This window comes from Pseudomonas sp. PDNC002, from assembly GCF_016919445.1.
Classification (GTDB): Bacteria; Pseudomonadota; Gammaproteobacteria; order Pseudomonadales; family Pseudomonadaceae; genus Pseudomonas.
In genome coordinates this window covers 2,888,381-2,906,628 of record NZ_CP070356.1, presented here as the reverse complement: position 1 = coordinate 2,906,628, position 18,248 = coordinate 2,888,381, and the positions used below count along the sequence as shown (strand labels likewise).

18 protein-coding genes are annotated in these 18,248 nt (G+C 62.9%); 7 read left to right on the top strand and 11 right to left on the bottom strand.

Translation table 11 applies throughout. The annotated features are described in order from the left end of the window. The first annotated feature begins 64 nt into the window (after positions 1–64). Positions 65–1,486, top strand: coding sequence for an MBL fold metallo-hydrolase (locus JVX91_RS13400; protein WP_205339670.1), 1,422 nt, complete (start codon positions 65–67; stop codon positions 1,484–1,486). 167 nt (positions 1,487–1,653) lie between these two features. After that, positions 1,654–2,727, top strand: coding sequence for an LOG family protein (locus JVX91_RS13395; protein WP_205339669.1), 1,074 nt, complete (start codon positions 1,654–1,656; stop codon positions 2,725–2,727). 59 nt (positions 2,728–2,786) lie between these two features. Here the strand turns inward: JVX91_RS13395 and recX are convergent, their stop codons facing one another. From recX to JVX91_RS13380, 3 genes are all read right to left on the bottom strand, one after another. After that, a complete protein-coding gene (recX, locus tag JVX91_RS13390) occupies positions 2,787–3,251 on the bottom strand; it encodes a recombination regulator RecX (RefSeq protein WP_205339668.1) in 465 nt (154 codons plus the stop codon). Positions 3,252–3,256: 5 nt separating this feature from the next. Continuing rightward, a complete protein-coding gene (gene recA / locus JVX91_RS13385) occupies positions 3,257–4,312 on the bottom strand; it encodes a recombinase RecA (protein WP_205339667.1) in 1,056 nt (351 codons plus the stop codon). Between the two features lie 85 nt (positions 4,313–4,397). Further along, positions 4,398–4,910, bottom strand: a complete 513-nt coding sequence (locus tag JVX91_RS13380; RefSeq protein ID WP_205339666.1) for a CinA family protein — start codon at positions 4,908–4,910, stop codon at positions 4,398–4,400. A gap of 82 nt (positions 4,911–4,992) precedes the next feature. Between JVX91_RS13380 and mutS the strand changes: the two genes are divergently transcribed. Both mutS and fdxA read left to right on the top strand, forming a co-directional pair. Next, the gene (gene mutS / locus JVX91_RS13375; RefSeq protein ID WP_205339665.1) at positions 4,993–7,566 is read left to right on the top strand and encodes a DNA mismatch repair protein MutS; all 2,574 of its coding nucleotides are present in this window, start codon (positions 4,993–4,995) and stop codon (positions 7,564–7,566) included. A 65-nt stretch (positions 7,567–7,631) separates the two neighbouring features. Then, positions 7,632–7,955: a ferredoxin FdxA gene (fdxA, locus tag JVX91_RS13370; RefSeq protein ID WP_015476292.1), complete on the top strand. Its 324-nt coding sequence runs from the start codon at positions 7,632–7,634 to the stop codon at positions 7,953–7,955. 431 nt (positions 7,956–8,386) lie between these two features. Here the strand turns inward: fdxA and rpoS are convergent, their stop codons facing one another. From rpoS to JVX91_RS13330, 8 genes are all read right to left on the bottom strand, one after another. Then, positions 8,387–9,391 (bottom strand): RNA polymerase sigma factor RpoS, encoded by a 1,005-nt coding sequence (rpoS, locus tag JVX91_RS13365; protein WP_205340005.1) that lies wholly within the window; start codon positions 9,389–9,391, stop codon positions 8,387–8,389. Between the two features lie 95 nt (positions 9,392–9,486). Next, positions 9,487–10,281, bottom strand: coding sequence for a peptidoglycan DD-metalloendopeptidase family protein (locus JVX91_RS13360; protein WP_205340004.1), 795 nt, complete (start codon positions 10,279–10,281; stop codon positions 9,487–9,489). A 132-nt stretch (positions 10,282–10,413) separates the two neighbouring features. Then, the gene (locus JVX91_RS13355; RefSeq protein ID WP_205340003.1) at positions 10,414–11,049 is read right to left on the bottom strand and encodes a protein-L-isoaspartate(D-aspartate) O-methyltransferase; all 636 of its coding nucleotides are present in this window, start codon (positions 11,047–11,049) and stop codon (positions 10,414–10,416) included. Between the two features lie 25 nt (positions 11,050–11,074). Continuing rightward, entirely contained in the window at positions 11,075–11,833 is a 759-nt protein-coding gene (gene surE / locus JVX91_RS13350; RefSeq protein ID WP_205339664.1) for a 5'/3'-nucleotidase SurE, read from the bottom strand. After that, positions 11,821–12,879, bottom strand: a complete 1,059-nt coding sequence (truD, locus tag JVX91_RS13345) for a tRNA pseudouridine(13) synthase TruD (protein WP_205339663.1) — start codon at positions 12,877–12,879, stop codon at positions 11,821–11,823. Before truD ends, surE begins: the two co-directional genes overlap by 13 nt. Then, the gene (ispF, locus tag JVX91_RS13340; RefSeq protein WP_205339662.1) at positions 12,876–13,349 is read right to left on the bottom strand and encodes a 2-C-methyl-D-erythritol 2,4-cyclodiphosphate synthase; all 474 of its coding nucleotides are present in this window, start codon (positions 13,347–13,349) and stop codon (positions 12,876–12,878) included. The genes truD and ispF overlap by 4 nt, the downstream gene beginning before the upstream one ends. Before the next feature lie 59 nt (positions 13,350–13,408). Further along, on the bottom strand, positions 13,409–14,260 hold the full coding sequence (gene fghA, locus JVX91_RS13335) for an S-formylglutathione hydrolase (protein ID WP_205339661.1): 852 nt from the start codon (positions 14,258–14,260) through the stop codon (positions 13,409–13,411). A gap of 50 nt (positions 14,261–14,310) precedes the next feature. Continuing rightward, on the bottom strand, positions 14,311–15,423 hold the full coding sequence (locus JVX91_RS13330; protein ID WP_205339660.1) for an S-(hydroxymethyl)glutathione dehydrogenase/class III alcohol dehydrogenase: 1,113 nt from the start codon (positions 15,421–15,423) through the stop codon (positions 14,311–14,313). 214 nt (positions 15,424–15,637) lie between these two features. Here JVX91_RS13330 and JVX91_RS13325 point away from each other — a divergent pair, with 214 nt between their 5' ends. From JVX91_RS13325 to yedF, 3 genes are all read left to right on the top strand, one after another. Continuing rightward, positions 15,638–16,522, top strand: a complete 885-nt coding sequence (locus JVX91_RS13325; RefSeq protein WP_205339659.1) for a LysR substrate-binding domain-containing protein — start codon at positions 15,638–15,640, stop codon at positions 16,520–16,522. 89 nt (positions 16,523–16,611) lie between these two features. Continuing rightward, positions 16,612–17,838 carry a selenium metabolism membrane protein YedE/FdhT gene (gene yedE / locus JVX91_RS13320; protein WP_205339658.1) on the top strand — a complete coding sequence of 409 codons (1,227 nt, stop codon included), beginning with the start codon at positions 16,612–16,614 and terminating at the stop codon, positions 17,836–17,838. Further along, entirely contained in the window at positions 17,804–18,052 is a 249-nt protein-coding gene (yedF, locus tag JVX91_RS13315) for a sulfurtransferase-like selenium metabolism protein YedF (RefSeq protein ID WP_205339657.1), read from the top strand. The genes yedE and yedF overlap by 35 nt, the downstream gene beginning before the upstream one ends. The last annotated feature ends 196 nt before the right edge of the window (positions 18,053–18,248 follow it).

Here is an 18,248-nt window from a genome sequence, read left to right as displayed (position 1 = left end):
ATGTATCAACGACCGTCCCGACCTTTCGGGCAAGGCTGAAAGAGAATTCCGACTAGGAGACCATATGGCGCTTCTCACCTTCATCGGCGCGATCCAGGAAGTCACCGGTTCCTGCTACCTGCTGGAAACCCGCGATGGCGTCCGCGTGCTGCTCGAGTGCGGGATGCGCCAGGGGCGCAGCGCGAACAAGGGCACCCGTGAAAACGAGGCGAACAACCGCACCCCCTTCCCCTTCGATCCCAAGGAACTCGATGCGGTCGTGCTGTCCCACGCCCACCTCGACCACAGCGGTCTGCTGCCGCGCCTGGTAAGGGAAGGCTACAAAGGGCCGATCTACGCCACCGAATCCTGCTGCGACCTGCTGGAACTGATGCTGATGGATTCAGCGCACATCCAGGAAAAGGACGCGGAATGGGAAAACAAGTGGCGCGCACGCCTCGGAAAGCCCCCGGTGAAGCCGCTGTATACCGTGGAAGACGCCTCGCGCACGCTGAACCAGCGGCGCCGCGTCAGCTACGGCAGCACGGTGGACGTCGCCCGCGGCATTCGCCTGACCTTCCACAATGCCGGGCACATCCTCGGCTCGGCCATCGTTGAAATCGAGATTCACGAATTTGGTACGACCCGGCGCCTGGTGTTCTCCGGCGACCTGGGCAGTACCTGCTCGCCGCTGATGCGCACGCCCACTCCGCTGACACGCGCCGATGTGGTGTTGCTGGAGTCCACTTACGGCGACCGCGATCACCGGGATGCTAACGAAACCCTGCTGGAACTCAGCGGAGTTCTCCAGCGCGCGCAAGCCGATGGCGGCAACGTGCTGATTCCCTCCTTCGCCGTTGGCCGCACGCAGGATCTGATCTATTACCTCGGGCGCTTCTACCAGGAAGGCCGGCTGCCGCAGCAAGTGGTCTATCTCGACAGCCCCATGGCCGCCCAGGCCAACAATATCTACCTGCAACACATTGGCGAGATCGCCGACGTCGACCGCGAATACATGCGCGGTACCGGCACGGCCAAGGTCGGCGACTGGCTGCCGATCCTGCGCACGACCCAAAGTGCCGAAGAGTCCATGGCACTGAATCGGATCAAGAGCGGCGCGATCATCATAGCCGGCAGCGGCATGTGCACCGGCGGGCGTATCGTCCACCATCTCAAGCACAACCTCTGGCGGCAGGAATGCCATATCGTCTTCCCAGGGTTCCAGGCCAAGGGCACGCTGGGACGAGCCATCGTCGACGGCGCGGAATCGGTACGCATCCTGCGTCAGCGCATCGGCGTGAAAGCTCAAGTCCATACCCTCGGCGGATTCTCCGCGCATGCCGGACAATCACAATTGATTCAGTGGGTTGGCCACTTCGCACACAAACCCGAGCTATACCTGATACATGGCGAGCGGGAAAAAATGGATGCACTCAAAGGCGCACTCCAGGATCGCCTGAACTGGACAGCCAATATTCCGGAGCAAGGGGACCGGATCGCCATCTGAAATCGAGGCCTCACCGACTGTCACACCCGCGTGCCAGACTGCGCAGGCCTCCTGCTTATTCCTGTGCATGCGGCGAGGCGCGATTGCGTTACCGCCCAGCGTCACCTTGCGTGGCCGGCGCCGCCCGTGGACAGGCGAACAGGGGTTGATGAACAAGGAGTATCAACATGCCCTATGAGCCCGACGACTACCTCTCCAGGCACTTCCAGACCAGCGGAACGGACCTGACGCAAAAGATCGAGGAGCTGGCCGAACTGGCCGCCCCCGGCAACAGCCAGAACCTGCCGCTGTACCGCGAGATGCTCACCACCGTCGCCCGCATGGCCCAGGCCGACCGCAACCGCTGGGACGCCAAGATCATGCTGCAGACCCTGCGTGAAATGGAGCATGCCTTCAGCACGCTGGAGCAGTTCAAGCGACGCCGCAAAGTCACGGTGTTCGGCTCGGCCCGCACGCCGGTCGATCACCCCGTCTACGCGCTCGCCCGCGAACTGGGCCAAACCCTGGCCCGCTACGACCTGATGGTCATTACCGGCGCTGGCGGCGGCATCATGGCCGCTGCCCATGAAGGCGCAGGACTGGAAAACAGCCTCGGCTTCAACATCACCCTGCCCTTCGAGCAACACGCCAATCGCATCGTGGACGGCACCAACAACCTGCTGTCATTCCACTTCTTCTTCCTGCGCAAGCTGTTCTTCGTCAAGGAAGCCGATGCCCTGGTGCTCTGCCCTGGTGGTTTTGGCACGCTCGACGAAGCGCTGGAAGTACTGACCCTTATCCAGACCGGCAAGAGTCCGCTGGTGCCGGTGGTGCTACTCGACCAGCCTGGCGGGCATTACTGGGACCACGCGCTGGAGTTCATCAAGGACCAGCTAGAGGACAATGGCTACATCCTGCCGAGCGACATGAACCTGATGAAACTGGTGTTTTCGGCCGAGGATGCCGTCGAGGAAATAGCCCAGTTCTACAGCAACTTCCACTCCAGTCGCTGGCTCAAGGACCGCTTCGTCATCCGACTGAACCACCCCTTGAGCACTCGCGCGCTGGCGTTGCTGGAACAGGAGTTCGGCGACCTCTGCGTCACCGACGGCTTCCACCAGCAACCCTACAGCGACTCCGAGCTGGACGAGCCCGAGTTCTCCCACCTCACCCGCCTGGCTTTCGCTTTCAATGGCCGGCATCAGGGACGTCTGCGCGAGCTGTTGAACTTCATCAACCAGCCGGAGAACTGGGAACGCTGATTCACCGCCCCGGAAACGAACAAGGCACCCGAGTGGGTGCCTTGTTTTCAACTGCGCTCTCAATCGTCCGAGCGTCGACCGCTCAATAGACGACTGATGGCCTCCATCGAGTAGCCCCGATAACTCAGGAACCGCCCCTGCTGGGCCCGTTCACGCGCGTCCTGCGGCAACCGGGTGAACTTGCGGCGCCAGACTTCGCGCAGGTTTTCATTCCAGTCGACACCCGACTCGCTCAGCGCGCCATCGATTTCCCCACGGGGTAAACCGCGTTGCGACAACTCTTCGCGAATCCGCATCGGACCGTAACCGGCCCGCGCACGGCTGGCGATGTAGCTTTCCAGGTAACGGCTTTCGTTGAGCAACCCCTCCTCGGCCAGGCGGTCGAGGGCGGGGTCGATCAGGTCCTGCGTCGCACCGCGTTGCCGCAGCTTGCGCGAGAGCTCCGCCCGGCCATGCTCGCGTCTTGCCAGCAGGTCCATGGCGACCCGCCGCACCGCGACGGGGTTATCGAGCTCGGCGGCCATGACTATTAATAGTCGGCTTCAGCTTCTGCTTCGGCTTCCGCCGCCGCGAGCTCGGCCTTGGTCGGAGCTGCCTGGTTGGTCAGCAGTTGATCACGGATAGCCTTGTCGAGAGTGGTGCAGATCTCGGCGTTATCTTCCAGGAACTTGGCCGCGTTGGCTTTGCCCTGGCCGATCTTGCTGCCCTGGTAGCTGTACCAGGCGCCGGACTTCTCGATCAGACCCAGCTGTACACCCAGGTCGATGATCTCGCCGGTGCGGTAGATGCCGCGGCCATACATGATCTGGAACTCGGCCTGACGGAACGGCGGGGCGACCTTGTTCTTCACGACCTTGACGCGGGTTTCGCTGCCGACCACCTCGTCGCCTTCCTTCACCGCGCCAGTACGACGGATGTCCAGGCGGACGGAGGAGTAGAACTTCAGCGCGTTACCACCGGTGGTGGTTTCCGGGTTGCCGAACATCACACCGATCTTCATGCGGATCTGGTTGATGAAGATGACCAGGCAGTTGGCGTTCTTGATGTTGCCGGTGATCTTGCGCAGCGCCTGGGACATCAGGCGGGCCTGCAGACCGACGTGCTGATCGCCCATCTCGCCTTCGATTTCGGCTTTCGGTACAAGGGCGGCTACGGAGTCGACAATGATCACGTCAACAGCATTGGAGCGCACCAGCATATCGGTGATTTCCAGGGCCTGCTCGCCGGTGTCCGGCTGGGAAACCAGCAGATCGTCAACGTTGACGCCCAGCTTGCCAGCATAGTCGGGGTCGAGCGCGTGCTCGGCATCGACGAAGGCACAGGTGGCGCCTACTTTCTGCGCCTGAGCGATGACCGACAGAGTCAGCGTGGTCTTACCCGAAGATTCCGGACCGTAGATCTCAACGATACGGCCGCGCGGCAGACCGCCAATGCCCAGCGCGATGTCCAGACCCAGCGAGCCGGTGGAGATGGCAGGGATAGCCTGGCGCTCATGGTCGCCCATGCGCATGACCGCGCCTTTGCCGAATTGGCGTTCGATCTGTCCCAGGGCCGCGGCCAGGGCGCGCTTCTTGTTGTCGTCCATTGAAGTCCTCGCGAAGTCAGGCGGCCGGGCGGCCACGAACAACTGTATAAGTAGCCAGTATTATTCCACAGGGCAAGCCGCTCGCCTACCCCTGAATCGGATTTTCCCCGTCCGCCAGTCGCAACAGCCCTTCCAGAGCGGTCGCCACGGTTTGCCGGCGCACGGCTTCCCGATCGCCGGCATAAAGACGACGCTCACTGAACACCTGTTCGCCTTTGCGCCAGGCCAGCCAGACGGTTCCTACCGGCTTCTCGGCGGAGCCGCCGTCCGGGCCGGCAATGCCGCTGACCGCCACGGCGATATCCGCCCCGCTGCGCGGCAGGGCACCAGCGACCATGGCCTCGACCACTTCGCGACTGACGGCGCCGACCTTCGCAAACAGCTCCGGCGCGACATCCAGCTGGCGGGTCTTCTGGTTATTGGAATAGGTCACGTAACCCGCCTCGAACCAGGCCGAACTGCCGGAAATGCGCGTGATTGCCTCGGCAATCCCACCGCCGGTGCAGGATTCGGCGGTGGTGACGCGCAACTGGTTGGCCGCGAGCCGCGCGCCGAGCCGGGAGGAGAGATCGGTAATAAAGGAATCGGTAACGGGCACAGTGCGCTCCGGGGTTAAAGAAGGCCAGGCGGATACCGTACACTAGGCGCTTTTGCATGTTGAAGCCGGACAGCCAGAAGCCATGAGTCAGAGCGATCTCTCCGCCCACACGCCAATGATGCAGCAGTACTGGGGACTGAAGAACCAGCACCCGGATCAACTGATGTTCTACCGCATGGGCGACTTCTACGAACTGTTCTACGAGGACGCCAAAAAGGCGGCCAAGCTGCTCGATATCACCCTCACCGCGCGCGGCCAGTCCGCCGGCAATGCCATTCCCATGGCCGGCATCCCTTTCCATTCCGCCGAAGGCTATCTCGCCAAGCTGGTAAAGCTCGGCGAGTCGGTAGTGATCTGCGAGCAGATCGGCGACCCCGCCACCAGCAAGGGTCCGGTGGAGCGCCAGGTCGTGCGCATCCTGACTCCCGGCACCGTCAGTGACGAAGCGCTGCTCGACGAGCGCCGCGACAACCTGATCGCCGCCGTGCTGGGCGACGAACGCCTGTTCGGCCTGGCCGTGCTGGACATCACCAGCGGCCGCTTCAACGTCCAGGAGATAAAAGGCTGGGAAACCCTGCTGGCCGAACTGGAGCGCATGAACCCCGCCGAGTTGCTGATCCCCGACGACTGGCCGCAGGGCCTGCCGGCGGAGAAACGCCGTGGCTCGCACCGCCGCGCACCGTGGGATTTCGATCGCGATTCCGCGCGCAAGAGCCTGTGCCAACAATTCGGCGTCCAGGACCTGAAAGGCTTCGGCTGCCAGGACCTGACCCTGGCCATCGGCGCCGCCGGCTGCCTGCTGGCCTACGCCAAGGAAACCCAGCGCACCGCCCTGCCGCACCTGCGCAGCCTGCGTCACGAACGCATCGACGACACGGTGATCCTCGACGGCGCCAGCCGCCGCAACCTGGAACTCGACACCAACCTCGCCGGTGGCCGTGACAACACCCTGCAATCAGTGGTCGACCGCTGCCAGACCGCCATGGGCAGCCGCTTGCTGACCCGTTGGTTGAATCGTCCGCTGCGCGACCGCGCGGTGCTCGAAGCTCGCCAGGAGTCCATCGCCTGCCTGCTTGAGCGCTACCGATTCGAGACTCTTCAGCCACAACTGAAGGAAATCGGCGATGTTGAACGCATCCTTGCCCGAATCGGCCTGAGAAACGCCCGCCCGCGTGACCTTGCACGCCTGCGTGACGCGCTCGCCGCATTGCCCGAACTGCAACGGGGCATGACAGAACTGGAAGCTCCGCATCTCGGCGAACTGGCCGTCAGCATCCGCACCTACCCGGAACTGGCCGATCTGCTTGCGCGCGCCGTGATCGAAAACCCGCCGGCGGTGATCCGCGATGGCGGCGTCATCGCCCGCGGTTACGACGCCGAGCTCGACGAGCTGCAGATGCTCAGCGAGAACGCCGGCCAGTACCTGATGGACCTGGAAACTCGGGAAAAAGCCCGCACCGGCCTGCCGAACCTGAAGGTCGGTTACAACCGGATCCACGGCTACTACATCGAGCTGCCACGTGTGCAGGCCGAGCAGGCGCCGGCTGACTACATCCGCCGCCAGACCCTGAAAGGCGCCGAGCGCTTCATCACCCCGGAGTTGAAGGCATTCGAGGACAAGGCGCTGTCCGCCCAGAGCCGTGCACTGGCCCGCGAGAAACAACTCTATGAAGAGTTGCTGGAGCTGCTGATCGCGCAGCTCGCGCCGCTGCAGGACACTGCCGCTGCACTCGCCGAACTGGATGTGCTGTCAAACCTGGCCGAGCGCGCACTGAACCTGGATCTGAATCGCCCGCGCTTCGTCGAAGAGTCCGGCATTCTCATCGAGCAGGGTCGTCACCCGGTGGTCGAGCAGGTGCTGAATACGCCCTTCGTCGCGAACGACCTGAATCTCGATCAAGACACTCGCATGCTGGTGATTACCGGTCCGAACATGGGCGGTAAATCGACCTATATGCGTCAAACAGCGTTGATCGTACTGCTTGCTCATATCGGCAGCTTCGTCCCGGCCGCGCGCTGCGAGCTGTCGCTGGTGGATCGCATCTTCACCCGGATTGGCTCCTCCGACGACCTCGCCGGCGGTCGCTCGACCTTCATGGTGGAGATGAGCGAAACCGCCAACATCCTGCACAATGCCAGTGAGCGCAGCCTGGTGCTGATGGACGAAGTGGGTCGCGGCACCAGCACCTTCGACGGCCTGTCGCTGGCATGGTCGGCTGCCGAACACCTGGCGAAGTTGCGCGCTTTCACCCTGTTCGCTACTCACTATTTCGAGCTGACCGTGCTGCCCGAAAGCGAGCCGGCGGTTGCCAACGTTCACCTGAACGCTACCGAGCACAACGAGCGCATCGTGTTCCTGCACCACGTGCTGCCCGGTCCGGCAAGCCAGAGTTATGGCCTGGCGGTTGCGCAACTGGCCGGCGTGCCGGGTGCGGTAATTCAGCGCGCCCGGGAGCATCTGTCGCGCCTGGAAACCACCAGCCTGCCCCACGAAGCGCCCCGCTCGAACGACCCGAAGAGCCCAGCACCGCTGCAAAGCGACCTGTTCGCCAGCCTGCCGCATCCGATTGTCGAAGAGCTGATGCATGTCAGCCCGGATGACCTGACACCGCGCCAAGCTCTCGAATTGTTATATGCATGGAAGATGCGAGTCTGACGAATCGCAGGACAAGCTGCTAGAATCGCGCGCGCTTAGCCGCCCGCCTGAGGAGAAAATTAGAAATGACCTTCGTCGTCACCGACAACTGCATCAAGTGCAAATACACCGACTGCGTGGAAGTATGCCCGGTGGACTGCTTCTACGAAGGCCCGAACTTCCTGGTCATCCACCCGGATGAGTGCATTGACTGCGCCCTGTGCGAACCGGAGTGCCCGGCACAGGCGATCTTCTCCGAGGACGAAGTCCCGGATGGTATGCAGGAGTTCATCGAGCTGAACAAGGATCTGGCCGATGTATGGCCAAACATCACCGAGAAGAAGGATTCCCTGCCGGACGCTGAAGAGTGGGACGGCAAGCCGAACAAGATGCAGTACCTGGAGCGTTGATCTCCACCGCTTCAAACAAGAAAGGCCCGCTTCGCGCGGGCCTTTCTGCATCTGGAGCACTACTTTTCTGCGGGCAAAAAAAGGGGCGGGATAACCCGCCCACTCTTTCTTCCCTAGTTCATCATCCTGATGAATCGCCATCCTGCGATGTCCTGACCGGCATCCTTACCGGCTTGCGTCTTTCCGTGTACGCAGGAGTGATATTACCCGCCTACCCGGTTGCGGCAACTAGGACAGATTCGCGCACCCAGTAACTCCCCCAGGCAAAAACAAAAAATAAACCCTTTTAAAACAAATGCTTGGCAAAGAATTAGGTTTGTACCAAGCCAATTTCAAGCTTATCGCTCACAGCTTATGTAAGCGAATGCTTACAGCACGGCGAATAAAAAAGCCCGGAATCATCCGGGCTTCTTTGTGGTCCTGCCGAGGCGCTATTGGAACAGGGCGTCGCTTGAAAGACCGTTCTTCTCAAGGATTTCGCGCAAGCGCTTGAGGGCTTCGACCTGAATCTGCCGAACCCGCTCGCGGGTCAGACCGATCTCCTGGCCAACTTCCTCCAGGGTACTGCTTTCATGGCCACGCAGGCCGAAGCGGCGGATCACCACCTCGCGCTGCTTGTCGGTCAGTTCCGACAGCCACTGGTCGATGCTCTCGCTGAGATCATCATCCTGCAGCAGCTCGCAAGGATCAGTGGGGCGATCATCGGTCAGGGTATCGAGTAGGGTCTTGTCCGAGTCCGGGCCGAGCGAGACATCCACGGAGGTCACCCGCTCGTTCAGACCGAGCATGCGCTTGACCTCTTCCACCGGCTTCTCGAGCAGGTTGGCGATTTCCTCGGGAGAAGGCTCGTGGTCCAGCTTGTGGGTCAGCTCGCGAGCCGCCCGCAGATAGACGTTGAGTTCCTTCACCACGTGGATCGGCAAACGGATGGTTCGGGTCTGGTTCATGATGGCCCGTTCGATGGTCTGACGAATCCACCAGGTTGCATAGGTGGAGAAGCGGAAGCCACGCTCGGGGTCGAATTTCTCCACCGCGCGGATCAGCCCGAGGTTGCCCTCTTCGATCAGGTCGAGCAGGGAAAGACCGCGATTGACGTAACGCCGCGCAATCTTCACCACCAGACGCAAGTTGCTTTCGATCATTCGCCGACGCCCGGCCGGGTCGCCCTTCTGCGCGAGACGCGCAAAGTGGACTTCCTCTTCCGGAGTCAGAAGCGGCGAGAAACCGATTTCATTCAGATACAGCTGGGTCGCGTCGAGCGCGCGGCTGTAGTCGATATGCTTGTGTTGCTTGAGAGAGGAGAGAGAGGTGGCTTTAGGAGTGACTCGAAGTGATACCTGCTCTTCGGCAAGCGACTCTTCAAGGATGATGCCAGGCTCCAGAAGGAGCACTTCATCATCGACGTCAAACTCCGGCCCTTCTTTTTTAAGTGCCATGTCGTTATCCCTTGCTGAGTTCGACAACAAGCCCAGGTGCGTCCTTATCCTTAGGACACCGAGGCCCGCTCACCCACGCAGGGGAACAGCTAGCGTCAACGACTTGGCAGGTATTGCAGCGGATCTACAGGTTTACCCTGGCGGCGAATCTCGAAGTGCAGCTTCACCCGGTCAGTCCCTGTGGAGCCCATCTCGGCAATGTTCTGCCCGACTTTGACCTGTTGCCCTTCCCGCACCAGCAACCTGCGGTTGTGACCGTAGGCGCTCACGTAGGTATCGCTGTGCTTAATGATCACGAGTTCGCCGTAGCCCCGCAAACCACTACCGGCGTACACCACCGTGCCATTAGACGCAGCCAGGACAGGCTGGCCCAATTGCCCGGCTATATCAATCCCTTTATTCAAACTGCCGTTTGATGCAAAACGCCCAATCAGGGTGCCGTTGGTGGGCCATATCCACCCACCCACGGCACCTCCCGACACAGCCGGAGTTGCGCTGCTGGCGGGGGCCTGGGCGATGGGTGCAGGCGAAGTGGTAGTCGGTTTACTGGCGGCAGCAGGAGTTGTAGCCGGTTTGTTGACGATTACCGGCGCGACAGGCGTTGTATTTTTGGCGACGGATGGCGCAGAGGAAGGGCCACCGTCAAAACGGATCGATTGTCCCGGGCGAATGGTATAGGGCGCTGGGATGTTGTTGCGCGCAGCCAGGGCTTTCCAGTCCCAGCCATAGCGGAAGGCGATGGAGTACAGGGTGTCACCTCGACGCACCACGTACTGGCCGCTGGTGGTTGCAGGCTTGCTCGCAGCCGCATTGCGGTCGACGACTGTGGCGCCGCCACGAGAAGTCGATGAGCAGGCCGCCAGCAGAGAGCAAACGGCAACAGTCACCATGATGTGGCCCAGGCCCTTGATCCAGTTCCGTTGATGCAGGGTCGCTGACAAGCTCACCCATCCCCCTTATCCATGAAATTACATCCAGCCTCACTGGCCGGTAGTCTATCCGTCGCCGTTAGCGCTTCGCTTTCAGCCTAGCGGACCATTGAGCAGCGGCACGAAGCGCACGGAGTCCAGCACCTGGCGTTGGAAACCGTCCTCGGTGCGGACGATCAGCATCAGTTGCTGCACTTCGCCGCTCCCGACCGGAATCACCAGCCGCCCACCAGGCGCCAGCTGATCCTGCAGGGCTTGTGGGACTTCCGCGGCAGCAGCAGTGACAATGATGCCGTTGTAAGGTGCCAGGGCAGGCCAGCCTTCCCAGCCGTCGCCCCAACGAAAGACAACATTTCTCAGATTTAGCTCCGCAAGTCGCTCCTTGGCGCGATCCTGCAGCGCCTGGATGCGCTCGACGGAGAATACCCGCTCCACCAGCTGGGAAAGCACCGCAGTCTGATATCCAGACCCCGTTCCGATCTCCAACACCTTGTCCAGCGGGCCGGCAGCCAGCAGGAGCTCCGTCATCCGCGCCACCATGAAGGGCTGCGAGATGGTCTGGTTATGGCCGATGGGCAGCGCCGTGTCTTCATACGCACGATGCGACAACGCCTCATCAACGAACAGGTGGCGCGGTGTCCGGCGAATCACTTCCAGCACGTGGGCGTTGGACAAGCCCTCTTCATACAACCGCTGGATCAGACGCTCGCGGGTTCGCTGTGAGGTCATGCCAATCCCCCCGCGGCGCGACAGTTCATTGGCCATGGTCGAGCCCTCCGAGCCAGTCGCCAAGGACATTGAACGCCTCTCGATAGGTCCGGTCCATCTGCAGCGGCGTGATCGACACGTAACCCTGCATGACGGCGTGGAAATCGGTGCCCTCCCCGCCATCTTCGGCATCGCCGGCGGCGGCAATCCAGTAACCTTCCTTGCCGCGCGGGTTGACCACCTTGACCGGCGGTTTGGCGCGGGCACGATGTCCCAGGCGCGTCAGCTGGATGCCCTTGATGCGCTCCAGCGGCAGGTTGGGGATGTTCACGTTGAGCACGGTGCGCGGCGGCAGCGCGAGCTTCTCGTGGGACTCCACCAGCAGGCGGGCGAAATGCATCGCGGTGGGCAAATTGTCGGTCAGGCGCGAGCACAGCGAGAAGGCGAAGGCTGGGCGTGACAGGAAACGCCCCTCCAGGGCCGCGGCCACGGTGCCCGAGTAGAGCACGTCGTCACCAAGGTTTGCCCCCAGGTTGATTCCCGACACGACCATGTCCGGCACGTCCTTCAGCAGGCCGTTGAGGCCCAGGTGCACGCAGTCCGTCGGTGTGCCGTTGAGGCTGATGAAGCCATTGCCGAGGCGATGAGGATGCAGCGGCCGATCCAGCGTGAGCGAACTGCTCGCTCCGCTGCGATCGGCTTCCGGGGCGATCACGATGCAGTCGGCATAATCCGACAGCGCGTCGTGAAGCGCGGCGATACCGGGTGCTGTGACCCCGTCGTCGTTGGCAATCAATATGCGCATGGGCTTTCCGTCTGCCCTGCCGGCACGAGGTCGATCAGCTCGCGCACTACCACGGTGGCGAAGCAGCCCGCCGGCAGGACGAATTCCAGTTGCAGAATGTCAGGGGCGGGATAATGCCATGTCAGGCCCGGGATGGGGAGGCGCAGAATGCGCCGTTCGTGCGCCATGTCCGCACTGGCGAGCCACTGGCATAGCGCCATCTCGGCCTGCTGTACGCTGCGCTCGATGTCTCCGGGCAAGTTCGTCGCCGGTGAATCGCCCTCGCCCCACATCGGCCCCGTCGGGTGCAGGTCCAGCACCGCAAGCCGCGGATCTGAGCATTCCGCTTCGCCAGCGGGGAAGAAGCTGCGGCTGTCGGTGAACGCCAACAGGTCACCGACCTGCGCCTGGTTCCAGGTCCCGTCCTCAACGCGGCGAGCCAGCACCTGATTGAAGATGTAGCTGCGGGCGGCCGACAGCATCCGCGAGCGCATGTTGCGATGTTCCGGCAGCTTGCCGCGCTCGGCAAAGCCACGGGCATCAAAGACGTTGCCGCCGTCATGGCCGAAGCGCTGGGTGCCGAAGTAGTTCGGCACGCCCTGGGCGACGATGGCCTTCAGGCGCGCTTCGAGCGCCTCGCGATCCGCCTGCAGCTCGGTCAGGCGCAAGGTGAAGCCGTTGGCCGAATGCGCGCCCCGCTGGAGTTTGCGGCGGTGACGATTGCGTTCGAGGATGCGCAGAGTGTCATCCTCGGCGGCGGCCAGGTCCGGATCGGACTTGCCCGGCAGGTGCAGACTGAACCACTGGCGGGTCAGCGCCTGACGGTCTTTCAGGCCGGCGTAGCTGATCATCTTCACCGGCACACCCGCAGCGCGGGCCAGGCGGCGGGCGGCCTCCTCGGTATTCAGCCCACGCTTTTCCACCCACAGCCACAGATGCTCACCGTCACCGGAAAGCGGGATATCGAGCACTTCGTCGACCTGGAAGTCCTCGGCCACGGCCTTGAGGACACCGCTCCCGCAGGGTTCGCCATGGGCACGCGGGCCCAGCAGTTCCAGCTCGGTCATGCGCGGCTCAGCAGGGCCACGGCGTGAACCGCGATGCCCTCTTCACGGCCGGTGAAGCCGAGTTTCTCGGTGGTGGTCGCCTTGACGTTGACCTGGTCCAGTTCGACCTTGAGGTCGGCGGCGATGGTCTCGCGCATGGACTGGATGTGCGGGGCCATCTTGGGAGCCTGGGCAATGATGGTGGTGTCGACGTTTTCCACTTTCCAGCCCTTGGCCTCCACCAGGGACAGCACGTGACGCAGCAGCGCGCGGCTGTCGGCGCCCTTGAACTGCGGGTCGGTGTCGGGGAAGTGTTTGCCGATGTCGCCCAGCGCGCAGGCGCCCAGCAGGGCATCGGAGAGAGCGTGCAGGAGTACGTCGCCGTCGGAATGGGCGATGAGCCCGAACTTGTGGGGAATGCGCACGCCGCCGAGGGTGATGAAGTCGCCCTCGCCGAAGCGGTGCACGTCGTAACCATGTCCGATACGCATGAAAAAACGCCCTGTTGATGTCAGGGCGTCGATTCTACCGGATCACCGCGCTCAGGGTGTCAGCCACACAGCGCCGCGGCGTGATGGCGCAGGTGATCCTCAATGAAGCTGGCGATGAAGTAGTAGCTGTGGTCGTACCCCGGCTGCAGGCGTAGCTCCAATGGATGGCCGGCCGCGGCTGCCGCTTCGCGCAAGGCGTCGGGCTTGAGTTGCACAGCGAGGAAGTCGTCGCGGTCGCCCTGGTCCACCAGGATGGGCAGGCGCTCGCTGGCATCGGCCAGCAATTCCACCGCGTCCCACTCGCGCCACGCCGCGGGGTCTTCGCCGAGGAAGCGGCCCAGCGCCTTCTGTCCCCAGGGACAATCGCTCGGGTGGGTGATGGGTGCGAATGCCGACAGCGACAGGTAGCGCCCCGGATTGCGCAAGGCGCAGACCAGCGCACCATGGCCTCCCATGGAGTGTCCGCTGATGCCGCGCTTCTGGGAAACCGGGAAATTCGCCTCGATCAGCGCCGGCAACTCCTGTACCACGTAGTCGTGCATCCGGTAGTGGCGTGCCCAGGGCTCCTGGGTAGCGTTTACATAGAACCCCGCCCCCAGGCCGAAATCCCAGGCGCCATCCGGATCACCGGGCACCTCGGGGCCACGCGGACTGGTGTCCGGCGCCACGATCACAAGACCGAGTTCGGCCGCCATGCGCTGGGCGCCGGCTTTCTGCATGAAATTTTCGTCGGTGCAGGTCAGGCCGGACAGCCAGTACAGCACTGGCAGACCCGCCTCGGGCTCGGCTTGCGGCGGCAGGTAGACCGCGAAAACCATGTCGCAGCCGAGGGTTTCGGAGCGATGGCGATAGCGTTGGTGCCAACCGCCAAAGCTCTTCTGGCTGCTGATCAGTTCGATGGAATCCGTCATGAAACCCTCCTTTCCTGTGACGCCGGGGCCGAAAGGCCCCGGCGATGCGATCAGTAGTGGATGACCGAGCGGATGCTCTTGCCTTCGTGCATCAGGTCAAACGCTTCGTTGATCTTCTCCAGGCCCATGGTGTGGGTGATGAAGGTATCCAGCGGAATCTCGCCCTTCTGCGCCTTCTCTACATAGCTAGGCAGTTCGGTACGGCCTTTCACACCACCGAAGGCCGAACCGCGCCAGACACGGCCGGTGACCAGCTGGAACGGACGGGTGCTGATTTCCTGGCCAGCGCCGGCAACGCCGATGATGGTGGACTCGCCCCAGCCCTTGTGGCAGCACTCCAGCGCCGCACGCATCAGTTGCACGTTGCCGACGCACTCGAAGGAATAGTCCACGCCGCCATCGGTCATGTCGACGATCACTTCCTGGATCGGCTTCTGATGATCCTTCGGATTGACGAAGTCGGTGGCGCCCAGCTCCTTGGCGATATCGAATTTCGCCGGGTTGATGTCGACAGCGATGATGCGCGAGGCCTTGGCCATCTTGGCGCCGATGATCGCCGCCAGGCCGATGCCGCCCAGGCCGAAGATGGCGACGGTGGCACCCTCTTCCACCTTGGCGGTGTTCAGCACGGCGCCGATGCCGGTGGTGACGCCGCAACCGAGCAGGCAGACCTTCTCCAGCGGCGCTTCCTCGGGGATCTTGGCCAGCGAGATTTCCGGCAGCACGGTGTACTCGGAGAAGGTCGAGCAACCCATGTAGTGATAGATCGGCTCGCCCTTATAGGAGAAGCGGCTGGTGCCATCGGGCATCAGGCCCTTGCCCTGTGTGGCGCGCACGGCCTGGCAGAGGTTGGTCTTGCCGGACTTGCAGAATTTGCACTCGCGGCATTCGGCGGTGTACAGCGGGATCACGTGGTCACCCACCTTCAGCGAGGTCACGCCCTCGCCCACCGCCTCGACGATACCGCCGCCTTCGTGACCCAGGATGCATGGGAAGACGCCTTCGGAATCCTGGCCGGACAGGGTGTACGCATCGGTGTGGCAGACGCCGGTGGCGACGATGCGCACCAGCACTTCACCCTTCTGCGGCGGCGCCACATCGACTTCGACGATTTCCAACGGTTTGTTGGGGGCGAAGGCGACGGCGGCACGGGACTTGATCATCTGGAAACTCCTGAACGAAGGAAACGACAGCGTTCGCCGGGGCGAACGGCTTCGGCGAGGTACGCCGAGAAACCGGGACGGGACAACGCCACGTCGGGGAATGAATGAGCCACTGCGAAGAGTGCTCCTCAAAGCGATGGAAGTGTAGAAAACCCCGTTTCAGGGAATAATCAGGCAATAATCAAAACATTATTGCCATACAGGGACAATCCAGATGCACCGCTGGGAAGGGCTGGACGAATTCGTCGCCGTCGCCGAAACCGGGCAGTTCACTGCCGCCGCCGAACGCCTTGGAGTCTCGTCGTCCCATGTCAGCCGCCAGGTGGCTCGCCTGGAGGAACGCCTGCAGACCCGCCTGCTCTACCGCAACACGCGCAAGGTAACGCTGAGCGAAGCCGGGCAGACTTTCCTGCAGCACTGTCGCCGCCTGCAGGATGCGCGCGAGGAAGCGCTGCGCGCCGTCAGCGACCTGTCCGCCGAACCCAAGGGCCTGCTGCGGATGACCTGCGCGGTGGCCTATGGCGAGCGCTTCGTGGTGCCGCTGGTGAACGAGTTCATGGCGCAGTTTCCGCAACTAAGGGTGGAAATCGAGCTGTCCAATCGCCAACTGGACCTGTTCCATGAAGGCTTCGATCTCGCCATCCGCCTGGGTCGGCTGAGCGATTCTCGGCTGGTAGCGACGCGTCTGGCACCCCGGGTGATGTACCTGTGCGCCACGCCGGACTACCTCGCTCGCCACGGGGCGCCACAGAGTCCCGCGGATCTGGCGCACTACAACTGTTTGGTTGGCAGCAGCGACCAGTGGAGCTTCCTCGAAGAGGGCCGCGAAACCCAGCACCGCGTGCAGGGCAATTGGCGCTGCAACAGCGGCCAGGCGGTGCTCGACGCGGCGCTGCGTGGCTTTGGTTTGTGCCAGTTACCGGACTACTACGTACTCGAACATCTGCGCAGCGGAAGGCTGATCTCCCTTCTGGATGCCCATCAGCCCCCCAACACCGGGGTCTGGGCATTGTATCCGCAGCAGAGACACCTCTCGCCAAAGGTGCGCCAACTGGTCGACCACCTGAAGGACGGGCTACAGCAATTGCAGCCAATGTAAGAGGTTTCCCACTTGCCCTGCGGCAATTGAAGATCGGCAGGGTCAGCTAGAATGGGCGGTTCGTAAGTGCCTGTTTCAAGGAAGACGCCATGTCCGCCCTCTCCGCCTTCCGCGAACGCTACCTGCTGCGCTTCTGGTCGCCACTGCCGACCCTGATCGCACTGGGCGTCGCGTCCGCCTACTACTTCGCAATGACCGGTACCTTCTGGGCGGTCACCGGCGAGTTCACTCGCTGGGGCGGCCATGTGCTGTCCTGGTTCGGCCTGCAGCCGCAAGAGTGGAGCTACTTCAAGATCATCGGCCTACAGGGCACGCCACTGGACCGCGTCGATGGTGTGATGATCATCGGCATGTTCCTCGGCGCGCTGGTCTGTGCGCTCTGGGCCGGCAACGTCAGCCTGCGCTGGCCGACCAGCAAGCGGCGCCTGTTGCAGGGCCTGATCGGTGGCGTGATCGCCGGTTTCGGCGCGCGCCTGGCCATGGGCTGCAACCTCGCCGCATTCTTCACCGGCATCCCGATGTTCTCGGCGCACGCCTGGGCCTTCATGTTTTCCACGGTGATCGGTGCCTGGTTCGGCGTGAAGATCAGCCTGCTTCCCTTCCTGCGTATTCCACTGAAAGTCGGCGGCAAGGCTGCCACCTTGCCCAGTGCCGAAGCCTTGGCCCGCCGCGCCAAACTGCAATGGCGGCTGGGCATGGGCGTGTTGGCGATCGCAGCACTCTTCGCCGCCTGGCGCTTTGAGGTCTCACTGGTGTTGGGCATGGCCTGCCTGTTCGGCCTGTTGTTCGGCGGCCTGATCGAGCGCGCACAGATCTGCTTCACCAGCGCCGCCCGTGACCTCTGGACCACCGGCAGGACCCAGGCCGCGTTCGGCATCCTGCTCGGCATGGCGGCCGCCTGCGTCGGCACCTTCGCGGCGATCCACAACGGCTTGCCGCCGAAGATCTTCTGGATGGGTCCGAACGCCGTGATCGGCGGTGTGCTGTTTGGTATCGGCATCGTGCTGGCCGGCGGCTGCGAGACCGGCTGGATGTACCGATCGATGGAAGGCCAGGTGCACTTCTGGGTAGTCGGCGTCGGCAACGTGATCGGCGGAACCCTGGTCGCGGTGTTCTGGGACCAGCTCGGCACCAGCCTCGCCCTGCCCTATCCCAAGCTCAACCTGCTGCAGGAGTTCGGCCCCGGCGGCGGGCTGCTGATCACCTTCGCCGGCCTCGCGCTGTGCATGCTGCTGGTTCAACTCAACGCGCAACGCTTCACTCGTAAACGGAAAGCCAACGATGTCCGAAACCAAGACGCCGACGCTGTCGCTTGATCTGCGCGGCGAACATTGCCCGTACAACGCCCTCGCCACCCTGGAAACCCTGGAGACGCTCAAGCCGGGCGATCTGCTGGAGGTGATCACCGACTGTTCGCAGTCGGTGCATGGCATTCCGGAAGACACCAAGCGCCACGGCTATCACTGCCTGGCGGTGGAGCAGCATGGGGCGCTGTTCCGCTTCCTGATCGAAGTACCGCTGCTGGGCTGAGGCTACTTTTGTAGGAGCGGACTCCGTCCGCGATCGGCTTCCGGCGCGCTTCGAACCCATCGCGGACGGAGTCCGCTCCTACAAAGTCAAAAGCCCCTCTCCCGCAAGCGGGAGAGGGGACGGTTCTGAGCAGGGTGAAACCATTGCGTCAGTCGGCACGATCTGCCCCCTTCCCCTCCGGGAGAGGGCTGAGATG

Bases quoted from the DNA above. Each gene is read 5' to 3' on its own strand.
- JVX91_RS13400 (WP_205339670.1), top strand. From the start codon at position 65: ATGGCGCTTCTCACCTTCATCGGCGCGATCCAGGAAGTCACCGGTTCC.
- JVX91_RS13395 (WP_205339669.1), top strand. From the start codon at position 1,654: ATGCCCTATGAGCCCGACGACTACCTCTCCAGGCACTTCCAGACCAGC.
- recX (WP_205339668.1), bottom strand. From the start codon at position 3,251: ATGGCCGCCGAGCTCGATAACCCCGTCGCGGTGCGGCGGGTCGCCATG.
- recA (WP_205339667.1), bottom strand. From the start codon at position 4,312: ATGGACGACAACAAGAAGCGCGCCCTGGCCGCGGCCCTGGGACAGATC.
- mutS (WP_205339665.1), top strand. From the start codon at position 4,993: ATGAGTCAGAGCGATCTCTCCGCCCACACGCCAATGATGCAGCAGTAC.
- fdxA (WP_015476292.1), top strand. From the start codon at position 7,632: ATGACCTTCGTCGTCACCGACAACTGCATCAAGTGCAAATACACCGAC.
- rpoS (WP_205340005.1), bottom strand. From the start codon at position 9,391: ATGGCACTTAAAAAAGAAGGGCCGGAGTTTGACGTCGATGATGAAGTG.
- JVX91_RS13360 (WP_205340004.1), bottom strand. From the start codon at position 10,281: ATGGTGACTGTTGCCGTTTGCTCTCTGCTGGCGGCCTGCTCATCGACT.
- JVX91_RS13355 (WP_205340003.1), bottom strand. From the start codon at position 11,049: ATGACCTCACAGCGAACCCGCGAGCGTCTGATCCAGCGGTTGTATGAA.
- surE (WP_205339664.1), bottom strand. From the start codon at position 11,833: ATGCGCATATTGATTGCCAACGACGACGGGGTCACAGCACCCGGTATC.
- truD (WP_205339663.1), bottom strand. From the start codon at position 12,879: ATGACCGAGCTGGAACTGCTGGGCCCGCGTGCCCATGGCGAACCCTGC.
- ispF (WP_205339662.1), bottom strand. From the start codon at position 13,349: ATGCGTATCGGACATGGTTACGACGTGCACCGCTTCGGCGAGGGCGAC.
- fghA (WP_205339661.1), bottom strand. From the start codon at position 14,260: ATGACGGATTCCATCGAACTGATCAGCAGCCAGAAGAGCTTTGGCGGT.
- JVX91_RS13330 (WP_205339660.1), bottom strand. From the start codon at position 15,423: ATGATCAAGTCCCGTGCCGCCGTCGCCTTCGCCCCCAACAAACCGTTG.
- JVX91_RS13325 (WP_205339659.1), top strand. From the start codon at position 15,638: ATGCACCGCTGGGAAGGGCTGGACGAATTCGTCGCCGTCGCCGAAACC.
- yedE (WP_205339658.1), top strand. From the start codon at position 16,612: ATGTCCGCCCTCTCCGCCTTCCGCGAACGCTACCTGCTGCGCTTCTGG.
- yedF (WP_205339657.1), top strand. From the start codon at position 17,804: ATGTCCGAAACCAAGACGCCGACGCTGTCGCTTGATCTGCGCGGCGAA.